We start from the raw sequence: 21,430 nt of genomic DNA on the forward strand, positions 1-21,430 counted from the left end.
CATATGTATACCCCTTAATGAAACTATATGTTATACTTTTTTATGTAAGGTGGTGTATTAAAATGAAATATGGCTATATTAGACCTGTGACAATAAATGATAGTGTTACTGAACAAACAAAGAAAATAGGAATATATACAAAAAATATTCTAGAAGAGATGCATGCTAATAATAAAAAAAGAAACGAACTAAATACATTATTAAATTCAAAATTAGTTTTTGGCGATATATTGTATATTACAGACTTATGTATTATTGCAGATTCTACAAAACACTTAGTAGATATACTAGATTTACTTTCTGCCAAAGGAGTTTCATTATATGTAATTAATTTAAATAAAAATCTTATTACAGATAGTAATGAAAATTTTATAAAAACATTACATAATATTACTGATTTTCAAAGTGATATTGTAAAATTTAGAACACGTATGGGGTTAGAGAATTATACAAGAGAAGGTAAAAGTCTTGGTAGACCTAAGCGTGATGATAAAAGTTTAAGAGATGCTATAGAAATGTATATGAGTAAGAAATATACATTAAATGAGATAAAAGCAACAACAAATATAAGTAGAGCCACATTATACAGACATTTAGATAAATAATATACTCCCCTTAATTATTAAATAAGAGGAGTGTATATAGAGTATAAGTATTTTAATTATTGTTTATAGTAATAAAATAGAATACCTAAAATAATACCTATCAAAACAATAGCCCAAGAGAAAATTTAAAATAAATTAATAATATGAACAATGAGCTGGCTAAATTAAAATCTAATTCTGATGTAATCTTTGAAGTCCAAATCGAGTTATAAAAGCAGCAATAATAATACCGACTACGTCTGCACTTATCCCTTTTAAAAATCCTTCAGCATAAATATTAGATTTAATATTATCCCAGAATGGCAAAATTCCAAACAACAAAAGAAATACTGGAAATAAAATAGCAATAGTAGCCAAAATTGCTCCTCCAATTCCTTCTATAGACTTATCAATGTATGAAGCAAACGTAAATAACGGTTCGGGTACAGTTTGAGCTGCAGTATAACCCGTTATGAAGTTATCGAGTGATATTAATTTTCAAAAACATCAAGTATTTACTTGATGTTTTTACTAAAATCTTTAATTGTATTACCTATTTCATCTCTAACACGTTGGAATTCTGACCATTCTTTACCTGCTGGATCATCAAAACCCCAATGCTCTTTTTTTACATTTGGTGGTAAAATAGGACAATTATCGTCTGCATCACTACATAACGTTACGACCAAATCTGATTGTTTTAAAATATCATTATCAATCAAGTCTGATGTATGGTTTGATATATCAATATCTACTTCTTTCATAATTTCTATAGCTTTAGGATTAACACCATGTGTCTCAATACCAGCAGAATAGACATTCCAATCTTCACCTAATATTTTCTTTCCCCAACCCTCGGCGATTTGGCTACGACAAGAGTTGCCAGTACATATAAAATAAATTGTGTTTTTATCCATAATTAAAGCCTCTTTTCTTAAAATATAACTAGTGTAAAGTATAAACCTAAGAGAGTTATAAATAGTACTGGAATAGTAATAATGATTCCCGTTTTAAAGTACGTTCCCCAAGAAATCTTTACACCTTTTTGTGTTAAAACATGTAACCACAATAAAGTTGCTAAAGAACCAATTGGTGTAATTTTCGGACCTAAATCCGAACCTATGACATTTGCATAAACCATACCTTCTTTAATTGTTCCAACTACATTCGATTTTCCGATAGCAATTGCATCTATTAAGACAGTAGGCATATTGTTCATAATTGATGATAAAAAGGCTGATATAAAACCCATACCCATGACACTGCTAAATAATCCATAACTTGAAACGTTGGATAATACATCTGCTAAAATTGTGGTGATACCAACGTTTTTTAATCCAAACACTACTAAATACATACCTATAGAAAATAGCACAATGTTCCAAGGTGCGCCTTTAATCACTTGCTTAGTATGAACTGCTTTAGATTTACGAGCTAAGAGCACAAAGATAAAAGCAATGATACCAGCAATAATTGATACAGGAATATGAATAAATTCACTAACAAGATAGCCAACGAGCAATATGGCTAATACAATCCATGAAATCTTGAATAATTTGGGATCTTTAATTGCATCTCTAGGCGTTGTAAGATTTTCAGTATCAAATGTTTTTGGTATAGATTTTCTAAAATATAACCATAAAACGAGAATACTAGCAATCAGAGAGAATATATTAGGAATAATCATTCGACTAAAATATTCAATAAATCCAATATCGAAGTAATCTTCAGAAACGATATTTACTAAATTACTTACAATTAAGGGCAATGATGTTGTATCAGCAATAAAACCACTGGCAATAATAAAGGGAAAAATCACTTTTTTATTGAATCCTAGATTCCTAACCATCGCTAATACAATGGGTGTTAAGATTAAAGCTGCACCATCATTTGCGAAAAAGGCTGCTACAATTGCCCCAAGTAACATAATAAAAACAAACATTTTTAAGCCATTACCGTTTGAAGCCTTGACCATATGTATTGCAGACCATTCAAAAAACCCAATTTCATCTAATATTAATGAAATAAGAATAACAGCTACAAAAGTTAAAGTTGCATTCCAAACAATACCTGTTACTTCTAATACATCGGAAAAACTTACGACTCCTGTAATGATAGCAACAACAGCTCCAATTAAAGCTGTAATACCAATATCTAAACCTTTTGGTTGCCATATCACAAAGATTAAAGTTAAAAGAAAAATCACAATTGCTAAAATGGTCATCAACAATCACCTGATTTAACATTTTTACATACACATCTTTGGTTAGATGTATTAATGATGTTTAAGTTTTGGATAATATCATCTAAAATAGCATGATTAAGTTGATACCAATGTTTGTTGCCGTCTTTTCGTGTTGTAACTAATTCGTTATCTACTAATGACTTCATATGATGACTTAGTGTAGGTTGTGAGAATTGAAAGTGTTTTAATAAGTCACAAGCGCATAGCTCACTACAAGAAAGTAAATCTAATATTTCTAACCTGCTTGAATCTGATAAAACTTTTAATATTGTTGCTACTTCTTGATAAGACATAACTATACCTCCTAGATACCACATAGACTATCAACTATATAGATGATAGTCTATGTTTTGTTCTTGTGAATCTATAGAATTTGGAAATGAGAAAAAACCGCATCATTAACTGATAAGCAGAAGCGTATCACAAATAAAACTAAAAAATAAGTTGTATGTAACTCACTTTGAAATTGATTGAATATATAGTATCTTTAATAAAATGCAGCTATTGTGGCGTAGAATTTGAGAATCAAAAAAGGATTAATATAGTTTGAAGAGACTGAGCATAAATACTAGAAAAATGGCCAGTAAATGAGTTTATTATAAATTCATTTACTGGCTTCTTTAAATAATTATCTAGACAATTTGCTTTTCTAGACATACTCTGAAATGCGTTATTTTCTTTAAGGATATTAATATATGACTTGTTTTGGTAATGATAACCTTGGTCAGAGTGTATTGTCATGCGATAGTTAAGATTAGATCTTTTAATTAAAACATTGTTTTAAATATCGATGACAAGGTCTAATGTAGGACGTGTAGACATAAGTTTCGGAATTATATAAATTCATAAAAGTAGATAAATCGAAAACCTTTATACCCCTAAGGGGTATGTGTTATAGTATAAGTATAGCTAATATAATATTTTCATAAATAGGAGGAGTTAATTTGAAGAATAATGGTGAAGAGCTTAAGCATCAAAATCACATGAATCATTCCAATCGAATGCATCATGATAACCATGAATCTCATAATCATCATAGTGGCCATGCACATCATCATGGGAATTTTAAAGCTAAGTTTTTTGTTTCATTAATTTTTGCAATACCTATCATTCTTTTATCGCCACTGATGGGTGTTAACTTACCTTTTCAATTCACATTTCCAGGTTCTGAATGGGTAGTGTTAATATTAAGTACAATTTTATTCTTTTATGGTGGTAAACCGTTCTTGTCTGGTGGTAAAGATGAAATTGCTACAAAAAAACCAGGCATGATGACCTTAGTTGCCCTAGGCATTTCGGTAGCTTATATTTATAGCTTGTATGCTTTTTATATGAATAACTTTAATAGTGCAACTGGTCATACAATGGACTTTTTTTGGGAATTAGCTACCTTAATTTTAATTATGTTATTAGGACATTGGATAGAAATGAATGCTGTCGGAAATGCTGGAGATGCCTTAAAGAAAATGGCAGAACTATTACCTAATAGTGCTATTAAAGTTATGGACAATGGTCAACGCGAAGAAGTTAAAATATCAGAGATCATGACTGATGATGTCGTCGAAGTAAAAGCCGGAGAAAGCATTCCAACAGATGGTATTATTGTTCAAGGACAAACATCCATAGATGAATCCCTAGTCACCGGAGAATCAAAAAAAGTACAAAAAAATCAAAATGACAACGTTATTGGGGGTTCTATTAATGGATCTGGAACAATACAAGTCAAGGTTACAGCTGTTGGAGAAGATGGATATCTTTCTCAAGTTATGGGACTTGTTAATCAAGCACAAAATGATAAATCTAGTGCTGAATTGTTATCTGATAAAGTAGCGGGTTATTTATTCTACTTTGCTGTAAGTGTTGGCGTGATTTCTTTTATTGTCTGGATGCTCATTCAAAATGATGTTGATTTTGCATTAGAACGTCTTGTAACTGTGTTAGTCATTGCTTGTCCACATGCTTTAGGCTTGGCAATACCTTTAGTCACTGCACGTTCTACTTCAATTGGTGCACATAATGGTTTAATTATTAAAAATAGAGAGTCTGTAGAAATAGCTCAACATATCGATTATGTAATGATGGATAAAACTGGTACTTTAACTGAGGGTAACTTTTCTGTGAATCATTATGAGAGCTTTAAAAATGATTTGAGTAATGATACAATATTAAGCCTTTTCGCCTCATTAGAAAGTCAATCTAATCACCCATTAGCTATAAGTATTGTTGATTTTGCGGAAAGTAAAAATGTTTCATTTACTAATCCACAAGACGTTAATAATATTCCAGGTGTCGGATTAGAAGGTCTAATTGGTAATAAAACATATAAAATAACAAATGTCTCTTATCTTGATAAACATAAACTTAATTATGACGATGACTTGTTTACTAAATTAGCTCAACAAGGTAATTCAATCAGCTATTTAATTGAGGAACAACAAGTCATTGGCATGATTGCTCAAGGAGATCAAATTAAAGAAAGCTCAAAACAAATGGTAGCTGATTTACTATCAAGAAATATTACACCAGTCATGCTTACAGGTGACAATAATGAAGTGGCACACGCTGTCGCAAAAGAATTAGGTATTAGTGATGTCCACGCACAACTCATGCCAGAAGATAAGGAAAGCATTATAAAAGATTATCAAAGTAACGGTAATAAAGTCATGATGGTCGGAGACGGTATCAACGATGCGCCGAGTCTTATAAGAGCCGATATTGGTATAGCAATTGGTGCAGGCACAGATGTTGCAGTGGATTCAGGTGATATCATACTTGTTAAAAGTAATCCATCAGATATTATTCATTTCTTGACCCTTTCAAATAATACTATGAGAAAAATGGTGCAAAACTTATGGTGGGGTGCAGGTTATAATATTGTTGCTGTACCTTTAGCAGCTGGTATTTTAGCATTTATCGGCTTGATTTTATCACCTGCAATAGGTGCTATTTTAATGTCACTAAGTACGGTTATTGTTGCAATTAATGCCTTTACATTAAAATTAAAATAAAAGATAGGAGTTTTATTATGATTAAAAAATTATTTTTATGATATTAGGATCATTACTAATATTATCAGCTTGCTCCAATAATGATGAAAAAGATAAAGACACTATGATGCTAGACTGAATAACGGACACAGTAAATTGATAATAAATTAAGCTATAATGAAAGTAATCAATTTACAGGAGTGTTCGTTATGTCTAAAAGAAAATATGATCATAGCTTTAAAATGGAAGCAATTCAGTTAGTAGAATCTGGTAGAAAAGCAACAGAAGTTTCAAGAGATTTAGACATCCCTATTCAAACATTAACCAAATGGCTAAGTGTTTATCGTAAAGAAGGTGAAAAAGGATTTGTTGGTAGTGGTAAACGTACCCCTAAGAAACAGTCTGAAGTTGATCTACAAAAAAGATTAAAAGGGCTAGAAGAAGAAAATAAGATATTAAAAAAGGCTATGCACATCTTTGCCAAAGACCAGAAGTAATATACAGGTTTATTGAAGAACACCGACATGAATTTCGTGTTATAAAGATGTGTGAAGTGTTAGGTGTTTCAAAAAGTGGCTATTATGGTTGGAAGAATCGTAAACCAAGTAAATGTACAATTAGACATGATGTATTGAAAAAACATATTTATCAAATTTATATTCAAAGTCAAAAACGTTATGGTAGTCCTAAAATTACACAAGTACTAAGAAGCAAAGGATGTACGGTCACACAAAGAACAGTCAGTAGGATAATGAATGAATTAGGTATTAAATCAATAACAAAAAAGAAATATAAGGCTACAACAAATTCCAAACATCAACTTCCTGTATATCCCAATATATTAAACCAATCATTTAAAGTATCCGGATTAGGAAGTGTTTGGGTCGCAGATATAACGTACATATACACGAGAGAAGATTGGCTATACTTAGCAACAGTCATGGATTTATTTTCACGAAGAATTATTGGATGGTCAATGTCTTCAAGAATGACTAAAGATCTTGTGTTATCAGCCTTTAGAAAAGCATGTACAATACAAGAACCAAGAAAAGGACTGATTCATCATTCAGACCGTGGAAGTCAATATGCTTCTATAGAATATCAGACATTACTTAAAGAAAAAGGAATTCAAACAAGCATGAGTCGAAAAGGAAACTGTTATGACAATACGTGTATAGAATCATTTCACAGTATTATCAAAAAAAGAATTAATTCACCATTGTGACTACAAAACAAGGAATGAAGCCATGTTCAGTGTTATGGAATACATTCTTACTTTTTACAACTCAAAAAGAATTCATTCGACACTAAATTATATGAGTCCAATTGAATTTGAGAAAAAATATGCATAAAAACACCCTCGCGATTCATATTCTTTTGGTTCTTTAAAAGAATATGAATCGCGAGGCAAGCGAAGCGCGGTATCTTTTTACTGTGCCCGTATTCTTGACATAGATCCATATTTTCTTTATTATATTGATGGACTTTATATAGTTGTTTGAAGTTTAAGTCATTTTTTATTTCAAGGATTTCAAGTTTAAGTTAGCCACCTATAATGACTGAGGTGTACACAAGGGTTAACCGTATTCGAACCTGTTGAGGATTGATTGGTTTTAATCAATTAATCCTCAACAGGTAACCAAAGCTAAGACTTTAGCTTTGGAAAGATTCATACAGATTGAGGTGCTTTAAACATTCTGCCATTTGATGATGAGCTGTGTTGTAATTTAAAGTCTTTCTAGGATAGTCATTCATATATTGTTGTATGGCTTTTATGAAGCGTTTTTGAACATTGGATAAATTATGTGCTTTTGGAATAAAACGACGAATCATTTTATGTTGGTTTTCACTTGTCCCACGTTCATATGATGAGAATGGATGTGTGAAATATATTTCTATCATATGGCCAAATTCTTCATACAGCGATGCAAATTCTGAACCATTGTCAGATGTGATAGATTTGAAGATTTTTGGTGCTTTTTCGCCTAAGGAGTCAAATAAGTTTTTCAATGCGTGAGACACCGCATCAGCACTTTTACTCTCTATTATTTCTAGTATTTCAAAACGCGTTTGTCTCTCAACAAGTGTTAAGATAACTGGCTTTGACTTGTCTTTAGTTTCTATTATGGTATCTATTTCCCAGTGACCAAAAGACTGACGTGATTCAATTTCACTAGGACGTGTCTCAATACTTGGACCGAGCACTCGACTGTGTGGTTGATTATGGTATCTATTCTGAGTAGAGTGACGTCTTTTTAATTTTTCTAGTAGATCAATATTCTTAGTTTCCATGATTTGTTGATCTATCCAAGCATATACTGTCGTTGTTGAAGGGATTTCTTCTCTTTCAAAACATTGTTCCTTGTGAGCATATGCCACGACTGCTTCAGGTGACCAGCGTTTCTTTTTCATGAGGTGATCTGCCCATGGAATAAATAATGGGCTCTTCTTCCATAAGGGCTGAGCACCACATTGTTGTCTGTTTTGTCGATAACGTTGTTGACCTAGTGAAGAAAAATAAATTTGCGTCTCATATTCATAGACTTTATGTTGTTGTTTTTGTCGTTTAATTTGACGTGTTGTTCCTTGATGAATTTCGTTATTGATTGTTTGAGGTGCACGTCCTAATTCACGCGCTATTGCACGATTTGAAAAAACTAAATTTCTAAGTGTTTCTATTTGAACACGTTCTTCATAACTTAAGTGTGTGCCTTTATGGTTTGTCATGTTAGAATAGGTAGGCGTCATGTGAATTCATTTCTTTATTGATTTGGTCTGGTAGCCTCAATAATAACATGAAATTCACGTGGCGTTTTTTGTCTAAAGGTGGCTAAGTTGATTATAAAATCCACCTCATTTTTTTATTTTTGTAAATTACAAGTAAAAATTAATTCTGTTGAGCAAAATTATATTGATTCATCTTACTAATATTATATACTTAGATTAAGTGAATTTAAATTGCAATTATTGGGAGGAATATAAATGAAAGGAAAAAAGTATGATTTTTTGCCAAATAGGTTAAATAAATATTCAATTCGTAAATTCACAGTTGGAACAGCTTCACTATTAATTGGTGCTACATTAGTATTTGGTATTGGAAATGAAGCAAAAGCAGATGAAATATCGAATACTACAGGTCAGGAAAGTTCTGTTAAAGAAATTTCTTCACAGTCGTTTGAATTAGAAAAAACACCAAGTACTGAAGAAGTAACAAAAGAAGAGCAATCAAGTACTGAAGAAGTAACAAAAGAAGAACAACCAAGTACTGAAGAAGTAACAAAAGAAGAGCAACCAAGTACTGAAGAAGTAACAAAAGAAGAGCAACCAAGTACTGAAGAAGTAACAAAAGAAGAACAATCAAGTACTGAAGAAGTAACAAAAGAAGAGCAACCAAGTACTGAAGAAGTAACAAAAGAAGAGCAACCAAGTACTGAAGAAGTAACAAAAGAAGAGCAACCAAGTACTGAAGAAGTAACAAAAGAAGAACAATCAAGTACTGAAGAAGTAACAAAAGAAGAGCAACCAAGTACTGAAGAAGTAACAAAAGAAGAGCAATCAAGTACTGAGGATACAACAAAAGAAGAGCAACCAAGTACTGAAGAAGTAACAGAGGATACTGATTTAAACACTAATACTTCCACTTTACAAGAACAGCTTGAAAATACAGAAAATAAAGAAGAAATAGTGAATCAATATTTAACAGAGCAGTTATCTGAAGAAGAAGCAGATGCGATTATAGAAATTGCTAATATAGACTATAATAATGCAACAACAGAAGAAATTAATGATGAGATTTTGAAGGCGGCTTTAATAAACTTGTCTAACGAGATTGATAGTGAACAGCCATTGGCTACTAGAGCAACTCGTATGTTTTCAGCAATTAATACTTTAGCAGCTGATATACCAAATGAAACAAAATATCAATTCCCAACTGATTCTGATTTAGCATACTTATTGAGAGACTTAAAGTATGATGCAACAACAGTAAATGAAGATACTTCTTTAAGATATGCTGGATTAAATCAATTTGAAAATGCAGATAGTAGTTCGATTAAATTGCAATTAACAAAATGGTTAGTTACTTCAAGTCAATTTACAAATGGAGGTAATATTAATTTATCATTTCCACAAGAAGCATTTTCAAGTCAAATTGAATCTATTACTTTAAATGGTGTTCAAATGACATCAAATAGTGATGGATCAAACTGGAGTGCGCCAGTGAACGGTCGGACGGTTAAATCTGGAATAATTGGTGTTGTTACCAATCATGATTTAATTATTAATTTAAAAGATAATCAAACACTGCAGTCTTTAGGGTATACCAATGATAAACCTGTATATGTCCTACATACTTGGACTAATAATGAAGGTGAAGTTGCTGCTGAGAGTATTGATACATCATTTATTAGTCCAACTGTTAATACAGATGTAGATAACAGTAAGAGTACAGACTTTACAGCTGGAAAAGTTAAAAATCAAATTCATTATAATAAAGATAATCAAACAATAGATTCAGTTCACACATTTAAGCCAAACCAAAACTTTTTACAAACGGATTATAATTGGGTTTTATATATTAAAGAGCAAGTTCCTCAAGACTTATTACCTTATATAGATTTAAATAATATTGAACTTTACGTTTCAGATGAAAATGGTAATAAAATCAGCGAAAATAGAGTTGTTAATGTTTTTGCAGACGACAATGGCTTGGTTGATACTAGTAAAGTCGATAGCATCTCAATCCTAGATAATAATACAATTAGTGATTTAAATAATGCTAGAGGTGAATTAGATAGAAATGTATTTTATGGTACATTAGGACAATCAAGAAGTTATACATTATCTTATTCATTACTTCCTGGTGTTACTTTAGAAAAAATTGCTGAATATTTAAATGAAAGTACGGAAGATGCGCGTTTAGACTTTTCATCTTGGTTAGAAGCAGATTATGTAGATAATCGTACAGTAGGATCTTATAATGGATCACCATTCCAGCCTTTAGAAGGTTCTTATGCTACATCATATCTAGATTTTTATGACTATGACAATGATCGTGTACCAGATATTATTGATGATGAACCAGAAATAGGTAATAATGACCCTACAATTGATTCTATTGAGGATCAAATTATTACAGAAGGGGAAAGTATTACTCCTATTAGTATTACATCTCAAGATGATGACAATGATCCGTTAACTACAACGGTTAAAAACTTACCTGAAGGCGTTAGTTATAATGAAGAAACTGGACAAATAGAAGGTACTCCACAAGTAAATGATTGGAAAGATACCGAAGAAGTTCGTGACTATGAAGTTCAAGTAACAGTAGATGATGGTCAAGGTGGACAAACCGTCGAAACATTTATTATCAGTGTTAATAGAGACACGGATAAAGATACAGTTGCAGATATAACAGATACAGATGATGATAATGACGGCGTTAACGATAGTGATGAAGAAGCTTCTAACTTAGATCCGAAGAACAACGATACCGACGGTAATGGCGTAACAGACGGAGAAGAAGATACAGATAATGATGGTTATACAAATGACGAAGAGTCAGATGATAATTCATCAACAATCACAGATAAAGATAACGACGGTGTATCAGATGTAGTAGATCCAGCAGATACAGATGGAGACGGCATCACAGATGATGTTGATACAGATGATGATAATGACGGCGTTAACGATAGTGATGAAGAAGCTTCTAACTTAGATCCGAAGAACAACGATACCGACGGTAATGGCGTAACAGACGGAGAAGAAGATACAGATAATGATGGTTATACAAATGACGAAGAGTCAGATGATAATTCATCAACAATCACAGATAAAGATAACGACGGTGTATCAGATGTAGTAGATCCAGCAGATACAGATGGAGACGGCATCACAGATGATGTTGATACAGATGATGATAATGACGGCGTTAACGATAGTGATGAAGAAGCTTCTAACTTAGATCCGAAGAACAACGATACCGACGGTAATGGCGTAACAGACGGAGAAGAAGATACAGATAATGATGGTTATACAAATGACGAAGAGTCAGATGATAATTCATCAACAATCACAGATAAAGATAACGACGGTGTATCAGATGTAGTAGATCCAGCAGATACAGATGGAGACGGTATCACAGATGATGTTGATACAGATGATGATAATGACGGCGTTAACGATAGTGATGAAGAAGCTTCTAACTTAGATCCGAAGAACAACGATACCGACGGTAATGGCGTAACAGACGGAGAAGAAGATACAGATAATGATGGTTATACAAATGACGAAGAGTCAGATGATAATTCATCAACAATCACAGATAAAGATAACGACGGTGTATCAGATGTAGTAGATCCAGCAGATACAGATGGAGACGGTATCACAGATGATGTTGATACAGATGATGATAATGACGGCGTTAACGATAGTGATGAAGAAGCTTCTAACTTAGATCCGAAGAACAACGATACCGACGGTAATGGCGTAACAGACGGAGAAGAAGATACAGATAATGATGGTTATACAAATGACGAAGAGTCAGATGATAATTCATCAACAATCACAGATAAAGATAACGACGGTGTATCAGATGTAGTAGATCCAGCAGATACAGATGGAGACGGCATCACAGATGATGTTGATACAGATGATGATAATGACGGCGTTAACGATAGTGATGAAGAAGCTTCTAACTTAGATCCGAAGAACAATGATACCGACGGTAATGGCGTAACAGACGGAGAAGAAGATACAGATAATGATGGTTATACAAATGACGAAGAGTCAGATGATAATTCATCAACAATCACAGATAAAGATAACGACGGTGTATCAGATGTAGTAGATCCAGCAGATACAGATGGAGACGGTATCACAGATGATGTTGATACAGATGATGATAATGACGGCGTTAACGATAGTGATGAAGAAGCTTCTAACTTAGATCCGAAGAACAACGATACCGACGGTAATGGCGTAACAGACGGAGAAGAAGATACAGATAATGATGGTTATACAAATGACGAAGAGTCAGATGATAATTCATCAACAATCACAGATAAAGATAACGACGGTGTATCAGATGTAGTAGATCCAGCAGATACAGATGGAGACGGCATCACAGATGATGTTGATACAGATGATGATAATGACGGCGTTAACGATAGTGATGAAGAAGCTTCTAACTTAGATCCGAAGAACAATGATACCGACGGTAATGGCGTAACAGACGGAGAAGAAGATACAGATAATGATGGTTATACAAATGACGAAGAGTCAGATGATAATTCATCAACAATCACAGATAAAGATAACGACGGTGTATCAGATGTAGTAGATCCAGCAGATACAGATGGAGACGGTATCACAGATGATGTTGATACAGATGATGATAATGACGGCGTTAACGATAGTGATGAAGAAGCTTCTAACTTAGATCCGAAGAACAACGATACCGACGGTAATGGCGTAACAGACGGAGAAGAAGATACAGATAATGATGGTTATACAAATGACGAAGAGTCAGATGATAATTCATCAACAATCACAGATAAAGATAACGACGGTGTATCAGATGTAGTAGATCCAGCAGATACAGATGGAGACGGCATCACAGATGATGTTGATACAGATGATGATAATGACGGCGTTAACGATAGTGATGAAGAAGCTTCTAACTTAGATCCGAAGAACAACGATACCGACGGTAATGGCGTAACAGACGGAGAAGAAGATACAGATAATGATGGTTATACAAATGACGAAGAGTCAGATGATAATTCATCAACAATCACAGATAAAGATAACGACGGTGTATCAGATGTAGTAGATCCAGCAGATACAGATGGAGACGGTATCACAGATGATGTTGATACAGATGATGATAATGACGGCGTTAACGATAGTGATGAAGAAGCTTCTAACTTAGATCCGAAGAACAACGATACCGACGGTAATGGCGTAACAGACGGAGAAGAAGATACAGATAATGATGGTTATACAAATGACGAAGAGTCAGATGATAATTCATCAACAATCACAGATAAAGATAACGACGGTGTATCAGATGTAGTAGATCCAGCAGATACAGATGGAGACGGCATCACAGATGATGTTGATACAGATGATGATAATGACGGCGTTAACGATAGTGATGAAGAAGCTTCTAACTTAGATCCGAAGAACAACGATACCGACGGTAATGGCGTAACAGACGGAGAAGAAGATACAGATAATGATGGTTATACAAATGACGAAGAGTCAGATGATAATTCATCAACAATCACAGATAAAGATAACGACGGTGTATCAGATGTAGTAGATCCAGCAGATACAGATGGAGACGGTATCACAGATGATGTTGATACAGATGATGATAATGACGGCGTTAACGATAGTGATGAAGAAGCTTCTAACTTAGATCCGAAGAACAATGATACCGACGGTAATGGCGTAACAGACGGAGAAGAAGATACAGATAATGATGGTTATACAAATGACGAAGAGTCAGATGATAATTCATCAACAATCACAGATAAAGATAACGACGGTGTATCAGATGTAGTAGATCCAGCAGATACAGATGGAGACGGCATCACAGATGATGTTGATACAGATGATGATAATGACGGCGTTAACGATAGTGATGAAGAAGCTTCTAACTTAGATCCGAAGAACAACGATACCGACGGTAATGGCGTAACAGACGGAGAAGAAGATACAGATAATGATGGTTATACAAATGACGAAGAGTCAGATGATAATTCATCAACAATCACAGATAAAGATAACGACGGTGTATCAGATGTAGTAGATCCAGCAGATACAGATGGAGACGGTATCACAGATGATGTTGATACAGATGATGATAATGACGGCGTTAACGATAGTGATGAAGAAGCTTCTAACTTAGATCCGAAGAACAACGATACCGACGGTAATGGCGTAACAGACGGAGAAGAAGATACAGATAATGATGGTTATACAAATGACGAAGAGTCAGATGATAATTCATCAACAATCACAGATAAAGATAACGACGGTGTATCAGATGTAGTAGATCCAGCAGATACAGATGGAGACGGCATCACAGATGATGTTGATACAGATGATGATAATGACGGCGTTAACGATAGTGATGAAGAAGCTTCTAACTTAGATCCGAAGAACAACGATACCGACGGTAATGGCGTAACAGACGGAGAAGAAGATACAGATAATGATGGTTATACAAATGACGAAGAGTCAGATGATAATTCATCAACAATCACAGATAAAGATAACGACGGTGTATCAGATGTAGTAGATCCAGCAGATACAGATGGAGACGGTATCACAGATGATGTTGATACAGATGATGATAATGACGGCGTTAACGATAGTGATGAAGAAGCTTCTAACTTAGATCCGAAGAACAATGATACCGACGGTAATGGCGTAACAGACGGAGAAGAAGATACAGATAATGATGGTTATACAAATGACGAAGAGTCAGATGATAATTCATCAACAATCACAGATAAAGATAACGACGGTGTATCAGATGTAGTAGATCCAGCAGATACAGATGGAGACGGCATCACAGATGATGTTGATACAGATGATGATAATGACGGCGTTAACGATAGTGATGAAGAAGCTTCTAACTTAGATCCGAAGAACAACGATACCGACGGTAATGGCGTAACAGACGGAGAAGAAGATACAGATAATGATGGTTATACAAATGACGAAGAGTCAGATGATAATTCATCAACAATCACAGATAAAGATAACGACGGTGTATCAGATGTAGTAGATCCAGCAGATACAGATGGAGACGGTATCACAGATGATGTTGATACAGATGATGATAATGACGGCGTTAACGATAGTGATGAAGAAGCTTCTAACTTAGATCCGAAGAACAACGATACCGACGGTAATGGCGTAACAGACGGAGAAGAAGATACAGATAATGATGGTTATACAAATGACGAAGAGTCAGATGATAATTCATCAACAATCACAGATAAAGATAACGACGGTGTATCAGATGTAGTAGATCCAGCAGATACAGATGGAGACGGCATCACAGATGATGTTGATACAGATGATGATAATGACGGCGTTAACGATAGTGATGAAGAAGCTTCTAACTTAGATCCGAAGAACAATGATACCGACGGTAATGGCGTAACAGACGGAGAAGAAGATACAGATAATGATGGTTATACAAATGACGAAGAGTCAGATGATAATTCATCAACAATCACAGATAAAGATAACGACGGTGTATCAGATGTAGTAGATCCAGCAGATACAGATGGAGACGGCATCACAGATGATGTTGATACAGATGATGATAATGACGGCGTTAACGATAGTGATGAAGAAGCTTCTAACTTAGATCCGAAGAACAACGATACCGACGGTAATGGCGTAACAGACGGAGAAGAAGATACAGATAATGATGGTTATACAAATGACGAAGAGTCAGATGATAATTCATCAACAATCACAGATAAAGATAACGACGGTGTATCAGATGTAGTAGATCCAGCAGATACAGATGGAGACGGCATCACAGATGATGTTGATACAGATGATGATAATGACGGCGTTAACGATAGTGATGAAGAAGCTTCTAACTTAGATCCGAAGAACAACGATACCGACGGTAATGGCGTAACAGACGGAGAAGAAGATACAGATAATGATGGTTATACAAATGACGAAGAGTCAGATGATAATTCATCAACAATCACAGATAAAGATAACGACGGTGTATCAGATGTAGTAGATCCAGCAGATACAGATGGAGACGGTATCACAGATGATGTTGATACAGATGATGATAATGACGGCGTTAACGATAGTGATGAAGAAGCTTCTAACTTAGATCCGAAGAACAATGATACCGACGGTAATGGCGTAACAGACGGAGAAGAAGATACAGATAATGATGGTTATACAAATGACGAAGAGTCAGATGATAATTCATCAACAATCACAGATAAAGATAACGACGGTGTATCAGATGTAGTAGATCCAGCAGATACAGATGGAGACGGCATCACAGATGATGTTGATACAGATGATGATAATGACGGCGTTAACGATAGTGATGAAGAAGCTTCTAACTTAGATCCGAAGAACAACGATACCGACGGTAATGGCGTAACAGACGGAGAAGAAGATACAGATAATGATGGTTATACAAATGACGAAGAGTCAGATGATAATTCATCAACAATCACAGATAAAGATAACGACGGTGTATCAGATGTAGTAGATCCAGCAGATACAGATGGAGACGGTATCACAGATGATGTTGATACAGATGATGATAATGACGGCGTTAACGATAGTGATGAAGAAGCTTCTAACTTAGATCCGAAGAACAATGATACCGACGGTAATGGCGTAACAGACGGAGAAGAAGATACAGATAATGATGGTTATACAAATGACGAAGAGTCAGATGATAATTCATCAACAATCACAGATAAAGATAACGACGGTGTATCAGATGTAGTAGATCCAGCAGATACAGATGGAGACGGCATCACAGATGATGTTGATACAGATGATGATAATGACGGCGTTAACGATAGTGATGAAGAAGCTTCTAACTTAGATCCGAAGAACAATGATACCGACGGTAATGGCGTAACAGACGGAGAAGAAGATACAGATAATGATGGTTATACAAATGACGAAGAGTCAGATGATAATTCATCAACAATCACAGATAAAGATAACGACGGTGTATCAGATGTAGTAGATCCAGCAGATACAGATGGAGACGGCATCACAGATGATGTTGATACAGATGATGATAATGACGGCGTTAACGATAGTGATGAAGAAGCTTCTAACTTAGATCCGAAGAACAACGATACCGACGGTAATGGCGTAACAGACGGAGAAGAAGATACAGATAATGATGGTTATACAAATGACGAAGAGTCAGATGATAATTCATCAACAATCACAGATAAAGATAACGACGGTGTATCAGATGTAGTAGATCCAGCAGATACAGATGGAGACGGCATCACAGATGATGTTGATACAGATGATGATAATGACGGCGTTAACGATAGTGATGAAGAAGCTTCTAACTTAGATCCGAAGAACAACGATACCGACGGTAATGGCGTAACAGACGGAGAAGAAGATACAGATAATGATGGTTATACAAATGACGAAGAGTCAGATGATAATTCATCAACAATCACAGATAAAGATAACGACGGTGTATCAGATGTAGTAGATCCAGCAGATACAGATGGAGACGGCATCACAGATGATGTTGATACAGATGATGATAATGACGGCGTTAACGATAGTGATGAAGAAGCTTCTAACTTAGATCCGAAGAACAATGATACCGACGGTAATGGCGTAACAGACGGAGAAGAAGATACAGATAATGATGGTTATACAAATGACGAAGAGTCAGATGATAATTCATCAACAATCACAGATAAAGATAACGACGGTGTATCAGATGTAGTAGATCCAGCAGATACAGATGGAGACGGTATCACAGATGATGTTGATACAGATGATGATAATGACGGCGTTAACGATAGTGATGAAGAAGCTTCTAACTTAGATCCGAAGAACAACGATACCGACGGTAATGGCGTAACAGACGGAGAAGAAGATACAGATAATGATGGTTATACAAATGACGAAGAGTCAGATGATAATTCATCAACAATCACAGATAAAGATAACGACGGTGTATCAGATGTAGTAGATCCAGCAGATACAGATGGAGGCGGCATCACAGATGATGTTGATACAGATGATGATAATGACTCTGCAGGTTCAAGTAATCAAGTGCCAGATTTAAATGAAGGTAGTAGCACTTCAAATAATACTGATAACAAAGGTAATAATGAAGATAAGGCTTTACCTGAAACTGGTGAAAGTGATAGTAAGCAAGGTACTATTTTTGGAGTATTATTTGCGGGATTAGGATCATTATTATTATTCAGACGACGTAATAAAAAAGAAGAAAAGTAATAGTGAATATGAAGAGCTAGGCGATTTGCCTAGCTCTTCTTTTTACTGGTAAAATAATGGTTTTAAGAATGTAATGAAGTAGTGGTACTTAAAATTGTATGTTAGCATTTTTATTGCTTTTTATATGTCTTTTAATTAAATTATATAATATATTAGTTGTTTTATATACAATAATAAGGTGATTTGTTTAAGTATAAACCACACTTAAATAGATTTATCACAGACAACCTTTGAGGTGGTTATTTTTACATGTAGATAGGGTTATATATACATATATGAAGAAATTTTTTCGTGTAAATAGCCCGTCAAGTTTTTGAAATTTTATGAGAGATAACAAAGTAAATCTATAAAGCATTCAAGTGTTTATATCAATATCTATTGTTTAAAATTAAAAAAATAATCATAAAAATAATTGCAAAAGTAATTAATTACATAATGATTAAAAACCGCACCACTAACCGATACGCAGAAGCGTATCACAAATAAAACTAAAAAATAAGTTGCGAACAACTTAGAGGGTGGTTTAGAGATGGAAAGAGAAATAATAATTTCAATATGCTCAATTATTGTTGCGATTTTTGCATGTGCTGCAGCTATTATAACTGCCATATATACAAGAAAAGCATATATTACACAAAATAAAGGTTATATTGGTGTATATTGTGAAGGCTATTATATAGGTAAGTTTGTCAAAAAAATTGTAATTAAAAATTATGGTAATTCCCCAGCAAAAATTAATAAGATAAGTGTAAAAGGGATTGAAAATCAAGATTACTTAAAAAAATTTATTAATGCTCAAAAAGATAAAACATATATGCCTAATCAAATTTCGACGTGCATAATTTTACCTGATAACTATGACTTAGTAATCGAATTGGAATACAGTTATATAAGTATGAATAGAAATGAAACTCAATATTTGACTATTGATTTAAGCAATACGAATAAAGAATTATATACTATAGTTGAAAATGTAGGTAGCAAATTTGAAAATGAAATACTTACAGCATTAAATCAATTATTTAGTAAAATTTAAAAAGGAGTTAAAAAGCAATGTCATCAAATGAGATAGTAAGAAAATTATATTCAAAGGAAGATATTCGCATAGAATTAGAACTTACTCCACATAAATTCAATAAAAAAATGGATACAATTTCTAACCTTTTTAAAATTGATATGAAAAATTTTCACAATTACAAAGGCCAAGATATAAATAATCAATATACATTTAACGGCGTCGCAAAAGAATTAATAAAGGTGTTACTCAAAAGTGTTGACTATTACCCAGTGGATATAAATTCCAAAGCTTTTAAACAAAATGGAAAATCTAAAAAAGATATGATTGAAAATATAAATGCCTCGAGTTACATGGAATATACTTATCAGTTAATGAAATCTATCAATGAAATTAAATACAAAAGATTAATTGCAGACATACATACGAAAGACGTATATCAAAATACTAAAGCATGGTTAAGCATTGGTGAATCAATTAATAAAAAGGAACAAGAATTATACCAATATATGACACCTTTGCCCTTACATAAAAGAATTGAGCTACAAAATGAAGTATTAAAATCTATAGATGAAACGATTTTTCAATTTATGGCAAAAGAACATAGAAACACCCAAATAAAAGAAAATAATGAATTAGAAGAATACACAAATGCAATAAAAGAAGGTAAGTATCCCAAAAAGGATTACGAATTAAACCACCTATTATACAAGAAAAATGAAATACCATTAGATAGCTTAATTAAAGATGTATGGGACTATGATGAAACAGAGTATATGGAGCTTGATTGGTTAATTGCAGATATGCTAAAACGTTCACAAAGAGCTGATAGTAATTTTATCGAAAGTTTAGATAAGAAAAATAAATTGAGAAAAAATATTCATAAAGAATCTATTAAAAGTATATCTAAGTTGATTGATCATGAATTGATTAAAAATAATAGAAAGTGGGACGTAGCAGAATTTTATAAAAATCAACAATTTTGGAACAATAGTACATTAAGACGTAGCTCTCAAAATTTTGGAATTTTATATTACAAAAAAAATAGGTTACATACAATGAACCAAAGTAATATTATTAAAAAAATAAAAATTATCGAGGCTAATATAGAGAGTGCAAATAAACAGCCGAGCTATTTAGATTTCTTTTTACAAGCTAAGTTTGACTTAGAGAGGTTAGAAAGTGAATTAATGAAATATAGCATTAATCCGAAATATTTTAATAAGATAAATAGTGATTACGTAAGATATGCTATTGAAGATGTACATAATGCAATTATTAAAATTGACAGATATATAAGTAACGACAAAGTGAAGTTAAACTATTCAAATGCCCAAATGGTAGTGAGAAACGAAATAACAGAACAAGGAAGCTACTTTGTAACCCAGGCATTGAATACACTGTTAAAGGTAGAAGAGTCTGGCTACAGTTTTGATAATTTCATGGTAGGACCTTTCGTAGAAGACTTTAAAAAAGCAATTAAAAGTCGTAGATTTGGTTCTAAAACAGATTAAGATTGTTTTTTAGAGTTAAACATAAGAATAAACTTAAATAAAAAAATAAACCCAACAAACCT

The 21,430-nt window shown here is 33.6% G+C and carries 10 protein-coding genes and 1 pseudogene; 6 read left to right on the forward strand and 5 right to left on the reverse strand.

Annotation, left to right across the window (positions count from 1 at the left end):
- Nucleotides 1-62: 62 nt before the first annotated feature.
- Entirely contained in the window at nucleotides 63-605 is a 543-nt protein-coding gene (locus MUA88_RS00340) for a recombinase family protein (protein WP_262559970.1), read from the forward strand.
- Nucleotides 606-776: 171 nt separating this feature from the next.
- On the opposite strand, the gene MUA88_RS00345 is transcribed toward MUA88_RS00340, so the two are convergent.
- Genes MUA88_RS00345 through arsR form a run of 4 tightly spaced genes read right to left on the reverse strand, consistent with a single transcriptional unit; the run spans nucleotide 777 to nucleotide 3,122 of the window.
- On the reverse strand, nucleotides 777-1,076 hold the full coding sequence (locus MUA88_RS00345; RefSeq protein WP_346657954.1) for a chromate transporter: 300 nt from the start codon (nucleotides 1,074-1,076) through the stop codon (nucleotides 777-779).
- A gap of 23 nt (nucleotides 1,077-1,099) precedes the next feature.
- Complete coding sequence (gene arsC, locus MUA88_RS00350; RefSeq protein WP_262604239.1) at nucleotides 1,100-1,501, reverse strand: arsenate reductase (thioredoxin); 402 nt, start codon at nucleotides 1,499-1,501, stop codon at nucleotides 1,100-1,102.
- Between the two features lie 17 nt (nucleotides 1,502-1,518).
- The gene (gene arsB, locus MUA88_RS00355) at nucleotides 1,519-2,811 is read right to left on the reverse strand and encodes an arsenite efflux transporter membrane subunit ArsB (protein ID WP_262605591.1); all 1,293 of its coding nucleotides are present in this window, start codon (nucleotides 2,809-2,811) and stop codon (nucleotides 1,519-1,521) included.
- On the reverse strand, nucleotides 2,808-3,122 hold the full coding sequence (arsR, locus tag MUA88_RS00360) for an As(III)-sensing metalloregulatory transcriptional repressor ArsR (RefSeq protein WP_262559971.1): 315 nt from the start codon (nucleotides 3,120-3,122) through the stop codon (nucleotides 2,808-2,810). Before arsR ends, arsB begins: the two co-directional genes overlap by 4 nt.
- A gap of 651 nt (nucleotides 3,123-3,773) precedes the next feature.
- Between arsR and MUA88_RS00365 the strand changes: the two genes are divergently transcribed.
- Together MUA88_RS00365 and MUA88_RS10920 are read left to right on the forward strand one after the other, a co-directional pair.
- Complete coding sequence (locus MUA88_RS00365; protein WP_262605592.1) at nucleotides 3,774-5,837, forward strand: heavy metal translocating P-type ATPase; 2,064 nt, start codon at nucleotides 3,774-3,776, stop codon at nucleotides 5,835-5,837.
- 188 nt (nucleotides 5,838-6,025) lie between these two features.
- Nucleotides 6,026-7,168, forward strand: a pseudogene (locus tag MUA88_RS10920) (IS3 family transposase).
- Nucleotides 7,169-7,469: 301 nt separating this feature from the next.
- On the opposite strand, the gene MUA88_RS00380 reads toward MUA88_RS10920, so the two are convergent.
- On the reverse strand, nucleotides 7,470-8,564 hold the full coding sequence (locus tag MUA88_RS00380) for an IS30 family transposase (protein WP_481906604.1): 1,095 nt from the start codon (nucleotides 8,562-8,564) through the stop codon (nucleotides 7,470-7,472).
- Nucleotides 8,565-8,798: 234 nt separating this feature from the next.
- Here MUA88_RS00380 and MUA88_RS00385 point away from each other — a divergent pair, with 234 nt between their 5' ends.
- The 3 genes from MUA88_RS00385 to MUA88_RS00395 all read left to right on the forward strand — a co-directional run bounded on the left by MUA88_RS00385 (nucleotide 8,799) and on the right by MUA88_RS00395 (nucleotide 21,368).
- A complete protein-coding gene (locus MUA88_RS00385) occupies nucleotides 8,799-18,839 on the forward strand; it encodes a YSIRK-type signal peptide-containing protein (protein ID WP_262605595.1) in 10,041 nt (3,346 codons plus the stop codon).
- Nucleotides 18,840-19,368: 529 nt separating this feature from the next.
- Nucleotides 19,369-19,875, forward strand: coding sequence for a DUF8453 domain-containing protein (locus tag MUA88_RS00390; RefSeq protein ID WP_019469178.1), 507 nt, complete (start codon nucleotides 19,369-19,371; stop codon nucleotides 19,873-19,875).
- Between the two features lie 17 nt (nucleotides 19,876-19,892).
- On the forward strand, nucleotides 19,893-21,368 hold the full coding sequence (locus tag MUA88_RS00395) for a DUF6038 family protein (RefSeq protein WP_262605596.1): 1,476 nt from the start codon (nucleotides 19,893-19,895) through the stop codon (nucleotides 21,366-21,368).
- Nucleotides 21,369-21,430 lie beyond the last annotated feature (62 nt).

Origin of the sequence: Staphylococcus sp. IVB6240 (assembly GCF_025558425.1) — a bacterium.
In the GTDB taxonomy this organism is placed as follows: domain Bacteria; phylum Bacillota; class Bacilli; order Staphylococcales; family Staphylococcaceae; genus Staphylococcus.

Bases quoted from the DNA above. Each gene is read 5' to 3' on its own strand.
- arsR (WP_262559971.1), bottom strand. From the start codon at position 3,122: ATGTCTTATCAAGAAGTAGCAACAATATTAAAAGTTTTATCAGATTCA.
- MUA88_RS00340 (WP_262559970.1), top strand. From the start codon at position 63: ATGAAATATGGCTATATTAGACCTGTGACAATAAATGATAGTGTTACT.
- MUA88_RS00390 (WP_019469178.1), top strand. From the start codon at position 19,369: ATGGAAAGAGAAATAATAATTTCAATATGCTCAATTATTGTTGCGATT.
- MUA88_RS00385 (WP_262605595.1), top strand. From the start codon at position 8,799: ATGAAAGGAAAAAAGTATGATTTTTTGCCAAATAGGTTAAATAAATAT.
- arsC (WP_262604239.1), bottom strand. From the start codon at position 1,501: ATGGATAAAAACACAATTTATTTTATATGTACTGGCAACTCTTGTCGT.
- MUA88_RS00395 (WP_262605596.1), top strand. From the start codon at position 19,893: ATGTCATCAAATGAGATAGTAAGAAAATTATATTCAAAGGAAGATATT.
- MUA88_RS00380 (WP_481906604.1), bottom strand. From the start codon at position 8,564: ATGACGCCTACCTATTCTAACATGACAAACCATAAAGGCACACACTTA.